The sequence below is a fragment of the Nonomuraea sp. NPDC023979 genome, from assembly GCF_040639085.1.
Taxonomy (GTDB): Bacteria; Actinomycetota; Actinomycetes; order Streptosporangiales; family Streptosporangiaceae; genus Nonomuraea; species Nonomuraea ceibae.
This window is the reverse complement of record NZ_JBEZZG010000004.1, coordinates 302,970-318,742: the sequence shown is the minus strand read 5'-3', so window position 1 is coordinate 318,742 and position 15,773 is coordinate 302,970. Positions and strand designations below refer to the sequence as shown.

General features: G+C 74.6%; 11 protein-coding genes. 7 read left to right on the top strand and 4 right to left on the bottom strand.

Going from position 1 to position 15,773, the window contains the following annotated elements; translation table 11 throughout:
* Positions 1–7: 7 nt before the first annotated feature.
* Entirely contained in the window at positions 8–607 is a 600-nt protein-coding gene (locus tag AB0G11_RS10730; RefSeq protein WP_357585250.1) for a TetR/AcrR family transcriptional regulator, read from the bottom strand.
* Between the two features lie 86 nt (positions 608–693).
* Between AB0G11_RS10730 and AB0G11_RS10725 the strand changes: the two genes are divergently transcribed.
* The gene (locus AB0G11_RS10725) at positions 694–2,124 is read left to right on the top strand and encodes an MFS transporter (RefSeq protein ID WP_357585248.1); all 1,431 of its coding nucleotides are present in this window, start codon (positions 694–696) and stop codon (positions 2,122–2,124) included.
* 19 nt (positions 2,125–2,143) lie between these two features.
* Here AB0G11_RS10725 and AB0G11_RS10720 read toward each other — a convergent pair whose 3' ends face one another.
* Complete coding sequence (locus tag AB0G11_RS10720; RefSeq protein ID WP_219503311.1) at positions 2,144–2,593, bottom strand: Rrf2 family transcriptional regulator; 450 nt, start codon at positions 2,591–2,593, stop codon at positions 2,144–2,146.
* A gap of 212 nt (positions 2,594–2,805) precedes the next feature.
* Between AB0G11_RS10720 and AB0G11_RS10715 the strand changes: the two genes are divergently transcribed.
* Positions 2,806–3,984, top strand: a complete 1,179-nt coding sequence (locus AB0G11_RS10715; RefSeq protein ID WP_219503308.1) for an ROK family transcriptional regulator — start codon at positions 2,806–2,808, stop codon at positions 3,982–3,984.
* On the opposite strand, the gene AB0G11_RS10710 is transcribed toward AB0G11_RS10715, so the two are convergent.
* Positions 3,974–5,692, bottom strand: a complete 1,719-nt coding sequence (locus AB0G11_RS10710; protein WP_357585246.1) for a glycoside hydrolase family 3 N-terminal domain-containing protein — start codon at positions 5,690–5,692, stop codon at positions 3,974–3,976. The two genes, AB0G11_RS10715 and AB0G11_RS10710, sit on opposite strands and share 11 nt — an antisense overlap.
* Before the next feature lie 162 nt (positions 5,693–5,854).
* On the opposite strand from AB0G11_RS10710, the gene AB0G11_RS10705 reads away from it, so the two are divergent.
* Genes AB0G11_RS10705 through AB0G11_RS10685 form a run of 5 tightly spaced genes read left to right on the top strand, consistent with a single transcriptional unit; the run spans position 5,855 to position 14,287 of the window.
* Positions 5,855–10,021 carry an amino acid adenylation domain-containing protein gene (locus AB0G11_RS10705; RefSeq protein WP_357585244.1) on the top strand — a complete coding sequence of 1,389 codons (4,167 nt, stop codon included), beginning with the start codon at positions 5,855–5,857 and terminating at the stop codon, positions 10,019–10,021.
* A complete protein-coding gene (locus AB0G11_RS10700; RefSeq protein WP_357585242.1) occupies positions 10,014–11,324 on the top strand; it encodes an MFS transporter in 1,311 nt (436 codons plus the stop codon). Before AB0G11_RS10705 ends, AB0G11_RS10700 begins: the two co-directional genes overlap by 8 nt.
* Positions 11,302–12,366, top strand: coding sequence for a methyltransferase (locus tag AB0G11_RS10695; RefSeq protein ID WP_357585240.1), 1,065 nt, complete (start codon positions 11,302–11,304; stop codon positions 12,364–12,366). The genes AB0G11_RS10700 and AB0G11_RS10695 overlap by 23 nt, the downstream gene beginning before the upstream one ends.
* Positions 12,363–13,634, top strand: coding sequence for an NAD(P)/FAD-dependent oxidoreductase (locus AB0G11_RS10690; protein ID WP_219503295.1), 1,272 nt, complete (start codon positions 12,363–12,365; stop codon positions 13,632–13,634). Before AB0G11_RS10695 ends, AB0G11_RS10690 begins: the two co-directional genes overlap by 4 nt.
* A complete protein-coding gene (locus AB0G11_RS10685) occupies positions 13,634–14,287 on the top strand; it encodes a DUF6875 domain-containing protein (protein WP_219503293.1) in 654 nt (217 codons plus the stop codon). Before AB0G11_RS10690 ends, AB0G11_RS10685 begins: the two co-directional genes overlap by 1 nt.
* Here the strand turns inward: AB0G11_RS10685 and AB0G11_RS10680 are convergent, their stop codons facing one another.
* A complete protein-coding gene (locus AB0G11_RS10680) occupies positions 14,288–15,730 on the bottom strand; it encodes a glycoside hydrolase family 3 protein (RefSeq protein ID WP_219503290.1) in 1,443 nt (480 codons plus the stop codon). It lies immediately after the preceding gene.
* Positions 15,731–15,773 lie beyond the last annotated feature (43 nt).

Sequence of the window (15,773 nt, the reverse complement as noted above, 5' to 3'; positions counted from 1 at the left end):
CCCCAGTCTAGTCCTTGGGATGATCTTGGGCGGCTTCGGCGACCCACCCGTCCACCAGGGTGACGAGCTGGTCGAGCGCCTGCTCCACGCGCTCCCGCTCGCCCGTCGTGAGCAGGTCGGCCTGCAGTCCCGCGTAGGCGGCGTTGGCCAGCGTCGAGATGCGCACGGCGTCGGGCTCCGGCACGCCGCGCTCGCGCAGCAGGCCCGCCACGAACTCCGACCGGTCCGCCAGCAGCCTCGGCACCTGCCCCGCCAGCCGGCCGCCCGCCGCCAGGCCCTCGATCTCGTGGACCAGGCGGGCGATCGGCAGGTTCTCCTCGCGCAGCTGCCAGTCCCAGGTGGCGCGGATGATCGTGCCCACGCTGTCGGCCCCGGTCCGGCCGGGCTGGGCGCGCAGCCAGGCGCGGTGGCGCTCGTCCAGGCGTTCCATCGTGGCCGACAGCAGGGCCTCCTTGTCGGCGAAGTGGTGGGTGAGCACCCGCGTGGTCTTGCCCAGGTGCTCGGCCAGCGGGCGCATGGACAGCGTGGACAGGCCGTGGCCCGCCAGGTAGTCCACGATCTGGTCGAGCAGCTCGGCGCGGCGGGCCGGGTCGGCGGTCCTGGCCATCGGCGAATCCCCTTTGACGGCGATGGGGTGACGACTGTTACCTTATCTTGGGTAACGACTGTTACCTTTATTGAGGGGGTCTCCTCGTGTTCCGTGTGCCCGGGTGGCTGCTCGCGCTGACGTTCACCGCGTTCGCGTTCGCCACCGACGACTACGTGATCGCCGGCGTGCTGCCCGCCATCTCCGGCGGGCTCGGCGTCAGCGAAGCGGCGGGCGGGCAGCTCGTCACCGCGTTCTCGCTCGCCTTCGCGCTCACCGCGCCGGTCGCCTCCGTGGTCACCGCCTCTTGGCCGCGGCGGCGGCTCATCACCGGGGCGCTGCTGCTGTTCGTCGCCGCCAACTGGGCGTCCGCGCTGGTCAGCAGCTATCCCGTGCTCATGGGGCTGCGCGTGCTCGCCGCCGTGGCCGCCGCCGCCGTCGTGCCCGCCGCGTACGCCATCGCCGCCTCCCTCGCGCCCGAAGGCCACCAGGGGCGCTACCTGGCGCTGGTCATGGGCGGGCTCACCGGGTCCCTCGTGCTCGGCGTGCCCATCGGCACCTGGGTGGGCGGGGCGTTCGGGTGGCAGGCCACGTTCGTCCTCGGCGGGCTGCTCGGGCTGGCCGCCCTCGTCGCCGTCCACCGCACCCTCCCCGACGTACGCGACCTCGTACCGGCAGAAACCCACCCGACCACCGAACCCGAGCCCAAAACCCCGACCGGTACGGCCACCGGGTCCGTCCCGGGCGACGCGACCGCCGTGGGCTACGGGACTGTCCGGGACCCCGCAGCCTCCCGGTCCGCGTCCGCCTCTGCATCGGCTCCCGCCTCGGGGGGCGCGTCCGCCTCCGACTCTCCGTCCGGGTCGGCCGCCCTCGCGTCTGCGGGCGTGCGGGATTCTGGGTCTGGGGGTGCGGATGCGCCTGCGGGTGTGCGGGATTCCGGGGGAGGGGTGTGGGGGCGGGTGCGGCCGTTGGGGCGGCCGCGGGTGCTGCTCGGGTTGCTGGGGATGGTGGCGATCGTGACCGGCAGCATGATGCTGCTGACCTACCTCGCGCCGTTCCTGCGGGATCTGGCCGGGGCGGGGCCCAGGGAGCTGGGGTGGGTGTTCGCGCTGGCGGGGGTGGCGGGGCTGGCCGGGGGGATGCTCGGCGGGCGGGCCGCAGACCGGTGGGGGCCGGACCGGGCGCTGCTGGCCGGGATCGGCGGGTTCACGGCGGTGATGGCGGTGTTCGTGGGGAGCTGGTTCCTGCGGCCGGTGGCGCTGCTGTGGCTGCTGCCGGTGCTGCTGGTGTGGGCGGGCGTGTCGTGGTGGATCCCGCCGCCCGCGCAGACGCGCCTGCTCGCCCTGGCGGGCACGGCGGGCCCGCAGGCGCTGGCGCTGAACAGCAGCGCGGTCTACGTCGGCGTGTCGGCCGGTGGCGCGCTCGGCGGCCTGGTCCTGGAGACGTACGGCAGCGGCGTGCTGCCGGTCGTGGCCGCCGTCGTCGAGCTGGCCGCGCTGGCGCTGTTCTGGGCGGCGGCCAGGCTGGGCCGCTGACGGGGCGCCGCCGGGCGAGTCAGTCCCAGGCGGCGGGGTCGGAGGCGAGCTGGCGGACGCGGTCGGGCAGCGCGCCGGTGGCGACCTGCTCCAGCGTGACCTCCTCCAGGATGGCCCGCTCGGTGGCGCGCAGGGCGATCCACACCTGCTGGAGGGATTCGGCGGGCCCCCGGTAGCCGACGTGCTCCGGGCGTTCGCCGCGGACGTTGGCGAGCGGGCCGTCGACGGCCCTGATGACGTCGGCCAGGGAGATCTCGGCGGCGGGCCGGGCCAGGACGTAGCCGCCCTCGGGGCCGCGCTGACCACGGACGAGACCGGCGCGGCGCATCTGCAGCAGGATGTTCTCCAGGTACTTGGGCGGCATGTCCTGCTCCTTGGCGAGCTCGCCCACTGTGGTCGGGCCGGCACCGGCAGCGGCGAGTTCGGCGGCGGCGCGGAGGGCGTAGTCGACACGAGCGGAAAGGCGCATGTTCTCGATTATCCCTCCTGGTCAACACTGGTTCGCCGCAAGGTCGCCGAAAACCGGCAGTCGGACGTATCCGGGCGAGCCGGACATGCCTAGTGGCATAGGGGAGCGCGGGAGCGGGGAATGAGATCCAAGACCGCTCCTGACCACTGGAGAGGAGTGGTGAGAGCGCTAAACTTCCAGCAACCCTTTTCTATGTGACGGTGGGATTAAGCGTGGAGCGACGGCCTGGTGTGCCCAGACTTCTTCGGGAGATCAACGATCGGGCCGCGCTTGAGCTCTTGCTGGCCACCGGTCCGATGACCCGTGGCCAGATCGGCGAGCTGACCGGGCTGTCCAAGGTGACCGCCTCGCAGACGCTCGCCCGGCTGGAGGAGCGCGGGCTGGTCGAGGTGGTCGGCAGCCAGGGCGGCGGGCGCGGCCCCAACGCGGCCCTCTACTCCGTGATCCCCTCCAGCGCGTACGTGGCCGGGCTGGAGATCGGCCCCGAGCTGATCTCCGCGGCCATCGCCGACATCAACGGCCGCACGGTCGCGCAGGCCGCCGTCGACCCCAACGGGCACGACGACCCGGTCGCCGCCGTGCACGAGGCCGTGATGAAGGCGTGCCGCAGCGCCAAGGTGAGCGTCGCCAAGCTGCGCGGCGTGGTCATCGGCACCCCGGGCGTGGTCGACCCGCGCAGCGGCGACGTGCGGTTCTCCTTCGACCTGCCCGGCTGGCACGAGGGCATCCACGAGGCGCTCGCGGGCGACCTCAAGCGCGAGGTGACGATCGAGAACGACGTCAACCTCGCCGCCATCGCCGAGCGTTCCGACGGCGCGGCCAAGGGGCTCGACGACTTCGTGCTGCTGTGGTCCAGCCGGGGGCTCGGCATGGCGGTCATGCTCGGCGGCAAGCTCCACCGGGGCCGCTCGGGCAGCGCGGGCGAGATCGGCTACCTGCCCGTGCCCGGCGTGCCGCTGCCCGAGGACATCCGCACCTCGCCGGGCAGGCTCCCGTCGCTGGCCGGCGGCCTGCAGTCGCTCGTCAGCGCCGAGGCGGTGACCGAGCTCGCGCGCAGCCACGGCTTCGAGGCCGCCAACGCCGGCGAGTGCGTCGAGGTCGCCATCGCGGCGGGCACCGAGGGCGAGCCGCTGCTCGACGAGATCGCCCACCGGCTCGCGCTGGGCGTGGCGGCCGTGTGCGTGATCCTCGACCCGGGGCTCGTCGTCCTCGGCGGCGAGGTCGGCCACGCGGGCGGGCGCACGCTCACGTCCCGGGTGGAGGAGGCGGTCGCCAGGATCTGCCCGGTGCGGCCCCAGGTGGCCACCAGCACGGTCGAGGGCAACCAGGTGTTGCGCGGCGCCGTCCTGGCGGCCCTCGATCAGGCCCGCGAGGAGCTGTTCACGTCCTGATCAGGTGCGCGATGGCGGTGGCCGCCGCCTCGCTGCACGGGTTCGTCGCGCCGTGGGTGGCGATGTGGACGGCGCCGGGGCGTTCATGGCCCGGGGTGCCCAGCTCGACGACGACGCTGCCCGGGCGGCGGGCGAGGATGGCGTCCACCGTCGCGGTCACCCAGGTGTGGCGGTAGGCGGTGCGGATGACGACCACCAGGAGGCGGTCCTCGGCCGCGTCCACGGCCTTGGCCAGGTCTTCGGGCTCCGGGTCGGCCAGGCGGGCGCTCGTCGTGCCGGGGAAGAGCCGGGTCAGCGGGGTGACCAGGCCCCACGGGGTGGCGCGGTCCACGGCGAGGTTGACGGGGGAGTCGAGCTCGACCACGTGGGGCGGGCCGTCGCCGGTGGGGCGCTCGTGCACGGTCACCCGCAGCGCGCGGCGGGCGGCGAGCAGGGCCGCGTTGCGCGGGGCGGACTCGGGGTAGCCCACGGCCAGCGGGAGCGCGGCGGGGAGGTGCGGCGTGACCGGCGACTGCGTAGGCGAGGCGCCGGCGGCCGTAGGGGCGTCGGCGGGCTCGACCGGCGCTCCCGGGCCGGCGGGCGCTGCGGGGGGCTGGACGGTGGACTCCGGCGCGCTGGGCGCTGTGAGGGACGTCTGGGGGCTCGTGAGCGGGGGCGGGGTGAGGTGGACCGCTTGGGCGTGCGGGCGCATCGGGAGGTGCGTGGCGGTCCAGTGGGTGAGGGCGCGGACGCGGGCGGCGGCCTCGGCCAGGCGCTCCTCGGGCAGGGTGCCGTCGGCGACGGCGGCCATGATGGCGTTGCGCAGCAGCCCGACGACGCCGGGCGTGGCGTTCTCGCCGCCGACGCAGATGGCGTCGGCCCCGGCCGCGAGGGCGCGGACGGTGGCGCCGCCGAGGCCGTACGGGGCGGAGACGGCCGGCATCTCGATGCCGTCGGTCACGATGAGCCCGTCGAAGCCGAGCTCCTCGCGCAGCAGCTGGACCATGAGGCGGCGGCTGGTGGTGGCGGGCTCGGACTCGTCGTACGCGGGGACGAGCAGGTGGCCGGTCATGACGGCGCGCACCCCGGCGGCGATGGCGGCGCGGTAGGGGAGCAGGGCGGTGGCGGCGAGCTCCTCGCGGGAGAGGCGGACGACGGGCAGGGCGTCGTGGGAGTCGACGGAGGTGGCGCCGTGGCCGGGGAAGTGCTTGGCGCAGGCGGCGACGCCCGCTGACTGGAGGCCGGTCACCCAGGCGGTGGTGTGGCGGGCGACGAGCTCGGGGTCGGAGCCGAAGGCGCGGGTGCCGACGACGGGGTTGTCCTCGGCGTCGATGTCGACGACGGGCGCGTAGTTGAGGCTGATGCCGGCGGCGGCGAGGTCGTGGCCGATGCCCTGGGCGACGGCGCAGGTGAGAGCGGGGTCGCCGGCGGCGCCGAGGGCGAGGTTGCCGGGGCGGGAGCTGCCGGTGAAGGCCTCCAGCCGCGTGACGTCGCCGCCTTCCTCGTCGAGGGCGATGACCACTTCCGGATTCTCTGCCCGAATTGCGGCGGTTAGGTCACGTATTTGACTACTTGTCACGAGGTTGCGCGAGTACAGGGCGATGCCGCCGAGCCCCGTCGAGAGTCGTTTGCGCACCCAGTCCGGCAGGGTCGTGCCCTTGAACCCCGGCTGCAGCACGGTGTCGGCGAGCCCGGCCAGTACGGGACTCCTGACGATCGACGCGCCCATCGTGCCTCCCCTTGCGCCCGGCTCGGATCTTCGCCGGGTGGTCCTTGTCTGTGGTCGCCCCATGTGTATAGCATCAACCCCAGTCAATAAATAGGAAACTTTCCTAAGAGTTATTGAGTCAAACCTCCCAGTCAGACATCCGCGGTTAGGGGACTCGTCACCATGCAGCTGGCAGGCCGTGCCGCGGTCATGTCGAGGGGCCAGGAACGCCTGTGGTTCCTCGACCGGCTCTCCGGCGGCGACGCCTCGTACAACATCGCCGTCGCCGAGAGGCTCACGGGCGAGCTGGACGTGGCGGCGCTGGAGCGGGCGCTCACCGAGCTGACCGCCAGGCACGAGGCTCTGCGCACCGTCTTCCCCGAGGTGGACGGCGTGCCGACGGCCGTCGTACGCTCCTGCGAGCCGGTCGTCGCCGAGCGCGTCGAGGCCGCCGGGGAGAGCCTGCCCGGGCTGCTGGCCGAGCGCTCCAACCGGCCCTTCGACCTGGCCGCCGGGCCGCTGTTCCGGGTGAGCCTGCTGCGCGCCGGGCCGCGCGAGCACGTGCTGCTGATGGTGCTGCACCACATCGTGAGCGACGCCTGGTCGCTGGAGCGCATCCTGTACCCGGAGCTGTCGGCGCTCTACGCCGCGTTCGCCGCGGGCCTGCCCGCGCCGCCGCTGGAGCCGGCCGTGCCCTATTCGGAGTACGCCCGCCGCCAGCGCGAACAGGATCACGGCGCCCACCTGGAGTTCTGGCGCACCGAGCTGGCCGGGGTCCCGGCCCTGGAGCTGCCCGCCGACCGGCCCAGGCCCGCCACCCCGAGCGGCCACGGCGACCTGGTCATCCAGCGGATGCCGGTCGAGCTGTGGACCCGGGTGCGCGAGCTGGCCAGGGCGCAGCGGTGCACGCCGTTCATCGTGCTGATGGCCGCCTACCAGGCGATGCTGTCGCGGCACTCGGGCCAGGACGACTTCTGCGTGGCCACGGCGGTCGCCGGGCGCGACGAGGAGGAGTTCGAGCGGGTCTTCGGGCTGTTCATCAACACGCTGGCCGTCCGGGCCGACCTCGGTGGCGACCCCACCGTGCAGGAGCTGATCAAGCGGACGCGGCGCCGCCTGCTGAAGTCGTTCACGCACGCCGCGGTGCCGTTCGACGAGGTGGTGTCCGAGCTGCGGCCGTCCCGGGGGCAGGCGCCGCTCGTCCAGACGCTGCTCAACCTGGACAACCCCGGCGAAGGGCTGAAGGAGGGCCCCGATCCGCTGCACCTGGCCGGGCTGGAGCGCACGCCGGTCGTGTCGGGGCTGGCCCCGGCCAAGTTCGACCTGGCCGTGGACGTGGTGGTGTTCGAGGAGCACCTGCAGTTCATGCTCACCTACAGCACCGACCTGTTCGAGCGCCCCACCGTGGAGCGGATGGGCGGGCACCTGCGGCGGCTGCTGGAGGAGATGACGGCGCGGCCCGAGGCCCGGCTGTCCGAGCTGCGCATGCTGCCGCCGGAGGAGCTGGCGCTGGTGCTGCCCGACCGGCTGGACGGGCTGATCGCCCGGCAGGTCGCCAGGACGCCCGCCGCTCCCGCCGTCGTCACGCCCGGCGGCGTCCTCACCTACGGCGAGCTGGCCGCCCGCGCCCGCGTGCTGGCCGGCGAGCTGCGCGAGGCCGGGGTGCGGGCGGGCAACCTGGTCGCGGTCCGGCTCAAGGCGGGGCCCGACGCCATGGTGGCCGTGCTCGCCGTGCTGATGTGCGAGGCCGCGTACGTGCCCGTGGACCCCGCGCAGCCGGAGCACCGCACGCGCGCCATGCTGGCGGGCTGCGCGGCGGTGATCGGCGAGGACGGCGTGGCGCCGGTCCCGGGCGAGGTGCACGAGCCCGTCCCCGGGGACGTCCTGGACGTCACCGGCGGGGGCGCGGGCGAGCTGGTGTCCGGGCGGGTCACCGCCGACGGCGCCGCGTACGTGATCTACACGTCGGGCTCGACGGGGACGCCGAAAGGGGTGGTCGTCAGCCACCGCAGCGCCGCCCGGCTGGCCGTCTCGTTCCGCGACGCGCACGGGTTCGGGCCGGGGCAGCGGGTGCTGATGGTGCCGCCGCTGAGCTTCGACGCCTCGGTGGGCGACATCTTCCCGGCGCTGATCAGCGGGGCCGCGCTGGTGCTGCATCCCGACCCGGTCTCGCTCAGCGGGCCCGAGCTGATGCGCCTGTGCTCCGAGCTGGGCATCACCATGGTCGACACGGCCTCGGCGCTGTGGCAGCAGTGGGTGGAGGACCTGGCGGAGGCCGGGCCGGTCGACCCGGGGCCGCTGACGACGATGATGGTCGGCGGCGAGAGCGTCCCCCTCGAACGGCTGCGCACCTGGGCCCGGCTCACCGGCGGCAAGGTCGCCTTCTACAACCACTACGGCCCCACCGAGGCCACCGTCTGCGCGACCGTCTGCCGCACCGTCGACGGCGGCGAGCTGGGGGAGCGCACGCACCTGCCGATCGGCGTCCCGCTGCCCCACGTGCGCGCGTACGTGCTGGACCGGCACGGCCGGCCCGCGCCCGCGGGCGTGCCCGGCGAGCTGCACCTGGGCGGCGAGTGCGTCGCCGAGGGCTACCTGGGGCGGCCGGACCTGACCGCCGAGCGCTTCCGCGACGACCCGTTCCTGCCGGGCGGCCGGATGTACGCGACCGGCGACCTGGTGCGGATGCGCGCCGACGGGACGCTGGACTTCCTCGGCCGCACCGACAGGCAGCTCAAGGTCAACGGGGTGCGGATCGAGCCCGGCGAGGTGGAGGCCGCCTGCCTGGCCCACCCGGCCGTCAGGGAGGCCGTGGTCACCGCCGTGGGCGGGCGGCTGGTCGCCTACCTGACCGGCGAACCGGTCGGGCTGGCCGAGCTGCGCGGCTTCCTGGCGGGACGCCTGCCGTCGTCGATGATCCCAGCGGCCGTGGTCACGCTGGACGCGCTGCCGCTGACGCCGCACGGCAAGGTCGACTTCCGGGCGCTGCCCGAGCCCGCCGCCGCGGCGACGCCGTACGAGAGCCCGCGCACCGGAACCGAGCGCGTGGTCGCGGCGGTGTGGGAGGAGATCCTCGGGGTGCGGGCCGGGCGCCGCGACGGCTTCTTCGAGCTAGGCGGCCACTCGCTGCTCACGCCCCGGGCGGTGGCCCGGCTGGCGGAGGAGACCGGGGTCCGGGTGCCGCTGCCGGTCTTCTTCGCCTGCGCCGACCTGGCCGAGCTCGCCGCCGCCCTCGACGGGCGCGCCCCGGAGGGCCCGCCCGACCTGCACGCCGAGGCGACGCTGCCGGCGGACTTCACGGTGGCGCCGGGCGGCGGCCGGGGCGAGCCGCGCCGGGTGCTGCTCACCGGGGCGACCGGGTTCCTCGGCGCGCACCTGCTCGCCGACCTGCTCACGCACTCCGACGCCACCGTGCTCTGCCTCGTCAGGGGCGATCAGCCGCAGGAGCGGGTGCGGCGCAACCTCGCCGCGCACGGGCTGTGGCGCGACGACTTCGCCGGCCGCATCGCCTGCGAGCCAGGGGACCTCACCGGGCCGCTGCCCGACGTCGACTGCGACCTCATCGTGCACAGCGGCGGGCAGGTCGACTTCACCCGCCCGTACCGCGCGCTCAAGGCCGCCAACGTGGACGGCACGCTCGCCCTGCTCAGGCTCGCCGCCCGCCGCGGCACGCCCGTGCACCTGATCTCGACGCTCGGCGTCCACCTGACCCCGGGCGAGCGGGTGGTGCGCGAGGGCGACCCGCTGCCCGACCCCGCCGGCCTGCACCTCGGCTACGACCAGAGCAAGTGGGTGGGCGACCGGCTCGCCACGGCGGCCCGCGAGGCCGGGCTGCCCGTGACCGTGCACCGCCCGGCGCGCATCTCCGGCGACAGCCGCACCGGCGCCGGGCCCTCCGACGACTTCCTGCGCCGCCTGATCGCCACCTGCGCGCTGCTCGGCACGGTCCCCGACGGCGAGGAGCTCGACCTGGCCCCCGTCGACCACGTCGCCGCCGCCATCGGGCACCTGGCCAGGACCGGCGCCACCGGCGACTTCCACTACCGCAACCCGCGCACGCTCGGCGCCGCCGACCTGGCGGCCGGCCTGGCCGCGCACGGCGTCCCGGTGCGGCTCGCGCCCGCCGCCGAGTGGCGCGCCGAGGTGCGGCGCAGGCTCGACGGCGGCGAGAGCCTGCCGCTCGCGCCCTTCCCCGCGTTCTTCGCCGAGTACGGCGACGACAGCACCGGCCCCACGTTCGACTGCACGGCGACCGAGCGGCTGCTGGCCGAGGCGGGGCTCGTCTGCCCGCCCGCCGCCGACCTGCTCGGCGTGTACCTGCCCCACCTGATCGGAGACCGCGATGCCTAGGACGTTCCTGGCCATCTGGTCGTCCCAGCTCCTGTCGATCATCACCTCCAGCGTCACCGGGTTCGTCCTGGGCGTGTGGGTGTTCCAGAAGACCGGCTCGGCGACCCAGTTCGTCACCATCACGCTCTGCGCGGTGCTGCCCGAGGTGCTGTTCGCGCCGCTCGCCGGGTCGCTGGCCGACCGGTGGGACCGGCGGCGGATGATGCTGGCCGCCGACCTGGGGGCCGCACTGGCCACCGGCGCGCTGGCCCTGCTGCTGACCACGGGCGAGCTCCAGGTGTGGCACATCTACGTGGTCACCGCCGTGAGCGCCGTCTTCGGGACCGCCCAGATGGCCGCCTACCACTCGATGCTGCCCAGCCTGGTGCCCAAGGAACAGCTCGGCCGGGCCAACGGCCTCATGCAGGTGGCCGACGCCGTCCGCGTCGCCGCGCCGCTGCTCGCCGGGGCGCTGCTCGTCGGCGTCGGCCTCACCGGGGTCGTGGTGATCGACCTGGTGACGTTCCTGGCCTCGCGGATCGTGCTCCACCTGGTGCCGCTGCCGCGCGAGGCGACCCGGCCGGGGGAGGGGCGGCCCGCCGAGCCGTGGCTGCGCGACCTGGCCTTCGGGCTGCGCCACCTGCGGACCCGGCGCGGGCTCGGCTGGCTGGTCGGGCTGCTGGCCGCCTACAACCTGTTCTTCGGCATGGCCGGGGTGCTCGTGCAGCCGCTCATCCTGTCGTTCGGCTCGGCGGCGCTGCTCGGCGCGCTCATGGCCGCGGGCGGCGCGGGCCTGTTCGTCGGCGGGCTGGTGCTGAGCGCGTGGGGCGGGCCCAAGCGGCGGGTGCGCGGGCTGCTCGCCTTCGTCGCCGCCGGCGGCGTGCTGCTCATGCTGCACAGCCTGAGCCCGTCGGCGCTGCTCATCGGCCTGGTCGCGCCCGCGTTCCTGTTCACGATCCCGTTCGTGCAGGGCACCGGCATCACGCTGATCCAGCTCAAGACCGCACCGGCCGAGCTGGGCCGGGTGCTCGGCGCCGTCCGCATGCTCACCCAGGCCGCGACCGTGCTCACCTACCTGGCGGCCGGGCCGCTCGCCGACCAGGTGTTCGAGCCGATGCTCGCGCCGGGCGGCGCGCTGGCCGGCAGCCTCGGCCAGCTCATCGGCACCGGGCCCGGCCGCGGCATCGCCACGATCTTCCTGCTCACCGGGGCCGCGCTGGTCGTGCTGGCGCCCCTGGCCTACCTCCAGCCGCGCCTTCGCCGGGTGGAGACGGAACTGCCCGACGCTGAGGAGTCATCCGATGCCGCTCTATCTCGATCCTGAAGAGTTACGCATATTTCGTGACCTGAACCAAGCGCCCGGAGGGTTCATCGACCTCGTGGGCGCGATGGCGTTCCGCGCGGCGGGAACCGCGCAGCGGCTCGGCGTCTTCGACGCGCTCGCCGCCGGAGCGCGCACCCCGGCGGAGCTCGCCACGAAGCTGGACGTCGCCGAGGGGCCGCTCACCGTGCTCCTCGACGCGCTCGCCGGCTTCGGGTACGTGCTCTGCGACGACGACGGTTACGCCCCGGGCCCGGCCGCCGACCCCTGGCTGGCGAACGGGCCACGCGACTGGTTCGCGCCGACGCTGGCACTGTGGCACGAGCTGATCGGCGAGTTGTGGACCGGCCTGGAGGAGGCGGTGCGCACCGGCCGGCCGCCCGAGCCGTACTACGCCTGGCTGGAACGCCGGCCCGGCACGTTGCGCACCTTCCAGGGGATGCTGGCCGGGATGGCGCGGGGCCTGGCCCCGGCCGTCGTCGCGGCGGTGCCCGGCCCGTACGGGAAGCTGCTGGACGTCGGCGGCGGCCACGCGATCTACAGCGCCGCCTTCTGCGAGGCCGCGCCCGGGACGACCGCGACCGTCGTGGACCTGCCCGGAGCCCTGGACGAGGGCCGGGCGCGGGTCGAGGAGGCCGGGCTGGCCGGGCGGATCACGCTCGTGCCCGGCGACCTGACCGTGCCCGCCGACTCCGCCGCGCTCGACAGCGCGTACGACACGGTCCTGCTGTTCAACGTCGTGCACGGGCTCGACCCGGACGGCGCCGCCGGCCTGGTCGCCAGGGCGGCGCGGGCGCTGCGGCCCGGCGGGCGGCTGCTCGTGCTGGAGCCGTACAGCGACCCGCCCGCCGGCACGCAGGGCCACACGGCCGCCTTCCTCGGCGGCTTCAGCCTCAACCTGGCCGCCACCCAGGGCGGACGCCTCTACACGTTCGCCGAGGTGGCCGGCTGGGCCGAGGCGGCCGGGCTGGGCGGGATCGAGCGGCTCCCGCTCGACGCCCCCGGCTCCGACGAACTGCTCGTGGCAAGACAGGAGACGGTGTGAAGATCCTCATCGCGGGCGCCGGTCCCGCCGGCAGCCTGCTGGCCTGCTACCTGGCCAGGCGCGGCCACCGCGTCGCCGTCTACGAGCGCCGCGACGACCCCAGGCTGCGCGACGACGAGGAAGGCCGCTCGATCAACCTGGGCCTGTCCGCCCGGGGCGTGCGCGCGCTCACCGACGTCGGGCTCATGCACGAGATCTGGCCGAGCACCGTGCCCATGCGCGGACGCGCGGTGCACGCCCCCGACGGCGCCGTCACCTTCCACCCGTACGGCAGGCGCGAGGAGGAGATCCTGCACTCCGTGCGCCGCCGCGACCTCGTCGTCAGCCTCATCGGCCACGCCGAGGCGCAGGGCGTCGCCTTCCACTTCGGCCACCGCGTCGTCGACCTCGACAAGGAGGCGCCCACGCTGACCGTCGAGCACGAGGACGGCCGGAGCACCGTCGAGGCCGACGCCGTGGTGGGCGCAGACGGCGCGTTCTCCGCGGTGCGCACGCTGATGCACCGGGGCACGCGCGCCGACCTGCACCAGGAGTTCCTGCCCTGGGGCTACAAGGAGCTGACGATCCCCAAGGTGCCCGAGCACCACGAGGCGCTGCACGTGTGGCCCGGCGGCGACGACGGGCTCATCGTCACCCATCCCAACCTCGACGGCTCGATGACGGCCACGCTGTTCCTGCCGTTCGAGCGGTTCGAGGAGATCGACGACCCGGAGGCGTTCTTCGCCGAGCGCTTCCCCGACGCGCTCGCGCTCATGCCGGACCTGGCCAAGGAGTACGCCGACCGGCCCGTGGGCCACCTGGTCTCGATCCGCACCACGCCCTGGCACGACGGCGGCAAGGTCGTCCTCATCGGCGACGCCGCACACGCCGTCTACCCGTTCTACGGGCAGGGCATGAACTCCTCCCTCGAGGACTGCACGGTCCTCGACCGATGCCTCGGACTCGGCGATACGCGTGCGGCCTTCGCCGAGTTCGAGCGGACCCGCCGGCCGCACACCGACGTCCTGGACGAGCTGTCCAGGCAGAACTTCGTCGAGCTGCGCGACCGGGTCCGCTCGCCGCTGCACCTGGCCCGCAAGCGCGCCGACCTGGTGCTCTCGGGCCTCTTCCCGGACCGCTGGGTCCCGCTCTACACGATGATCTCCCACACCACCACCCCGTACGCCGACGCGCTGGCCCGTGCCAGGCGCCAGGACGCCCTGCTGCGCTGGTCCGCCCTGGGAGCCGCCGGGCTCGCCGCGTTGTTGCTCGCCAGGAAGGTTCGCTGATGCTCACGGATCCCACCGATCCCTCCCGCGTGCTCATCGAGGTGAGCGATCTCGACGGCGGCCACGAACTGGTGCGGCGGTACGCGGAGCCGCTCGGCCACATCGTGACGTGGGCGCGCGAGTATCTGTGCCGGCCGCACCCGGAGCTCGGCAGGAAGGGGCCGGTCTGCCCGTACGCGCAGACCTCGCTCGACCGCGGCACCTTCTACCTGGCCGTCTGCCCCGGGGAGCCGGACGCGGCGCAGGTCGCCGAGGTGCTCGACGGCTACCGCTCGTGGTTCCAGCGGCTGGTCGCCCCTGAGGGGGTCTCGCCGCAGTTCCGCACCATCCTGGTGCTGCTGCCGGACCTGCCCGTCGATCGCGCCCCTGCGGTGATCGACGCGGCCCAGCTCGCGCTCAAGACCCGGTACGTGGAAGCCGGGCTGATGGTCGGCGAGTTCTACCCCGGCCCGCCGCCCAAGCACGGCCTGTGGAACCCGGACTTCCTGCCGCTGGGCTCCCCGGTCCCGTTGCTGGCCGTCCGGCACATGGTGGCCTCCGACTTCCCGTTCCTCAAGGACGACCCCGCGCACGCGGCGGCCTACCTGGAACGGTTCGGCGAGCGGCCGCCCGCCCCGCTGAGGGAGGCGGTGGCGGCCGCCCGCCAGGGCTGATCAGGCGGTCAGCAACTCCATCGCGGCCTGGGCGTTCGCCCGGGCCGCGCCGTATGTGGCGATGTAGGCGGCGCTGCCGGGACGCCACACGGGCAGCCCCATCTCGATCACGATGGTGTCGGGCCGGCCCGTGACCAGCGCGGACACCAGGGTCCGGCTCTCGGCGTAGCGGTGCGCGTCCTTGACGACGACGAGCAGCGAACGCCCCCCGGCGCGCTTGAGCAGCTCGTCGGGGCAGGCGTCGGCGGGCTTGACCCGGACGACCTCGGCGTGCGGCAGCCACGGCGACACCCCCCACGGCACGTCGCCCACGGCGATCGTCGGCGGCGTGTCCACCTCGACGACCAGCGGCACGTCCGACAGCGGCGCCGGCGCCCCGTCGAGCCGGACCGCGCGGCGGGCGGCGTCCAGGCCGACCCGGGTCAGCTCGGGCAGCGAGCCGGAGCTGTGGCCGGCCCAGGCGCGCAGCGCGGCCACGCGGGCGGCGGACCGCTCCAGCCCCTCCACCGACAGCACCCCGTCGGCGACGGCGTCCATGATCGCCGCGATGATCTTCTGGATCTCGTCGTAGCCCGGCTTGGGGCCCAGGCAGAGCAGGTCCGTCCCGGCCGCCAGCGAGGCGACGGCGCCACCGGCCAGCCCCACGCTGTCGGTGATCGCCTGCATGTCGAGCGCGTCGGTGACGACGACGCCGTCGTAGCCGAGCTCGCCCCGCAGCAGCCCGGTCAGCGCGGCCGGCGACATGGTGGCGGGCGTCTCACCGGTCAGCGCCGGGACCGCCACGTGCGCCGTCATGATCGACTTGGTGCCGGCCTGGACGGCCGCCAGGAACGGCGCCAGCTCCCTGGCCCGCAGCACCTCCAGCGGCACGTCCACCACCGGGATCGCCAGGTGCGAGTCGACCGTGGTGGCCCCGTGGCCCGGGAAGTGCTTGACGCAGGCGGCCACGCCCGTCGCCTGCAGCCCCTCGACCGCGGCCACCGTGTGCCGGGCCACCAGGTCCGGGTCCGAGCCGAACGCCCGGGTGCCGATCACCGGGTTGTCCTCGGCCGTGTTCACGTCGGCGTCCGGCGCCATGTCGAGGTTGATGCCCGCTGCGGCCAGCTCCGAGCCGATCGCCCGGTAGACCTGGCGGGTCAGGTCCACGTCGTCCACCGCGCCGAGGGCCGCGTTGCCGGGATACGGGCTGCCGACGTGGTAGGCGAGCCTCGTGACGTCGCCGCCCTCCTCGTCGAGGGAGATGACCGGCTCACCGGCGGCACGCAGGGCGGCGGTCAGCTCGCCGAGCTGGGCCGGATCGCCGACGTTGAACCCGAAGAGTGTCACGCCGCCGAGCCCGCCCTCGAGCTCCCTCAGCACCCAGGCGGGCGCGCTCAGCCCGTCGAACGCGACGAGCAGCGTGCCCGCCGCGAGGCGGCGTAGCCCCCGATCACTCTGGCTCATGAATCCTCATCGTTGTCAGGGCAGGACATGGGTACGGCCAGCG

Excerpts from the sequence above, each read along its gene's own strand:
- AB0G11_RS10705 (WP_357585244.1), top strand. The coding sequence starts at position 5,855 with ATGCAGCTGGCAGGCCGTGCCGCGGTCATGTCGAGGGGCCAGGAACGC.
- AB0G11_RS10730 (WP_357585250.1), bottom strand. The coding sequence starts at position 607 with ATGGCCAGGACCGCCGACCCGGCCCGCCGCGCCGAGCTGCTCGACCAG.
- AB0G11_RS10700 (WP_357585242.1), top strand. The coding sequence starts at position 10,014 with ATGCCTAGGACGTTCCTGGCCATCTGGTCGTCCCAGCTCCTGTCGATC.
- AB0G11_RS10695 (WP_357585240.1), top strand. The coding sequence starts at position 11,302 with ATGCCGCTCTATCTCGATCCTGAAGAGTTACGCATATTTCGTGACCTG.
- AB0G11_RS10680 (WP_219503290.1), bottom strand. The coding sequence starts at position 15,730 with ATGAGCCAGAGTGATCGGGGGCTACGCCGCCTCGCGGCGGGCACGCTG.
- AB0G11_RS10720 (WP_219503311.1), bottom strand. The coding sequence starts at position 2,593 with ATGCGCCTTTCCGCTCGTGTCGACTACGCCCTCCGCGCCGCCGCCGAA.
- AB0G11_RS10685 (WP_219503293.1), top strand. The coding sequence starts at position 13,634 with ATGCTCACGGATCCCACCGATCCCTCCCGCGTGCTCATCGAGGTGAGC.
- AB0G11_RS10710 (WP_357585246.1), bottom strand. The coding sequence starts at position 5,692 with ATGGGCGCGTCGATCGTCAGGAGTCCCGTACTGGCCGGGCTCGCCGAC.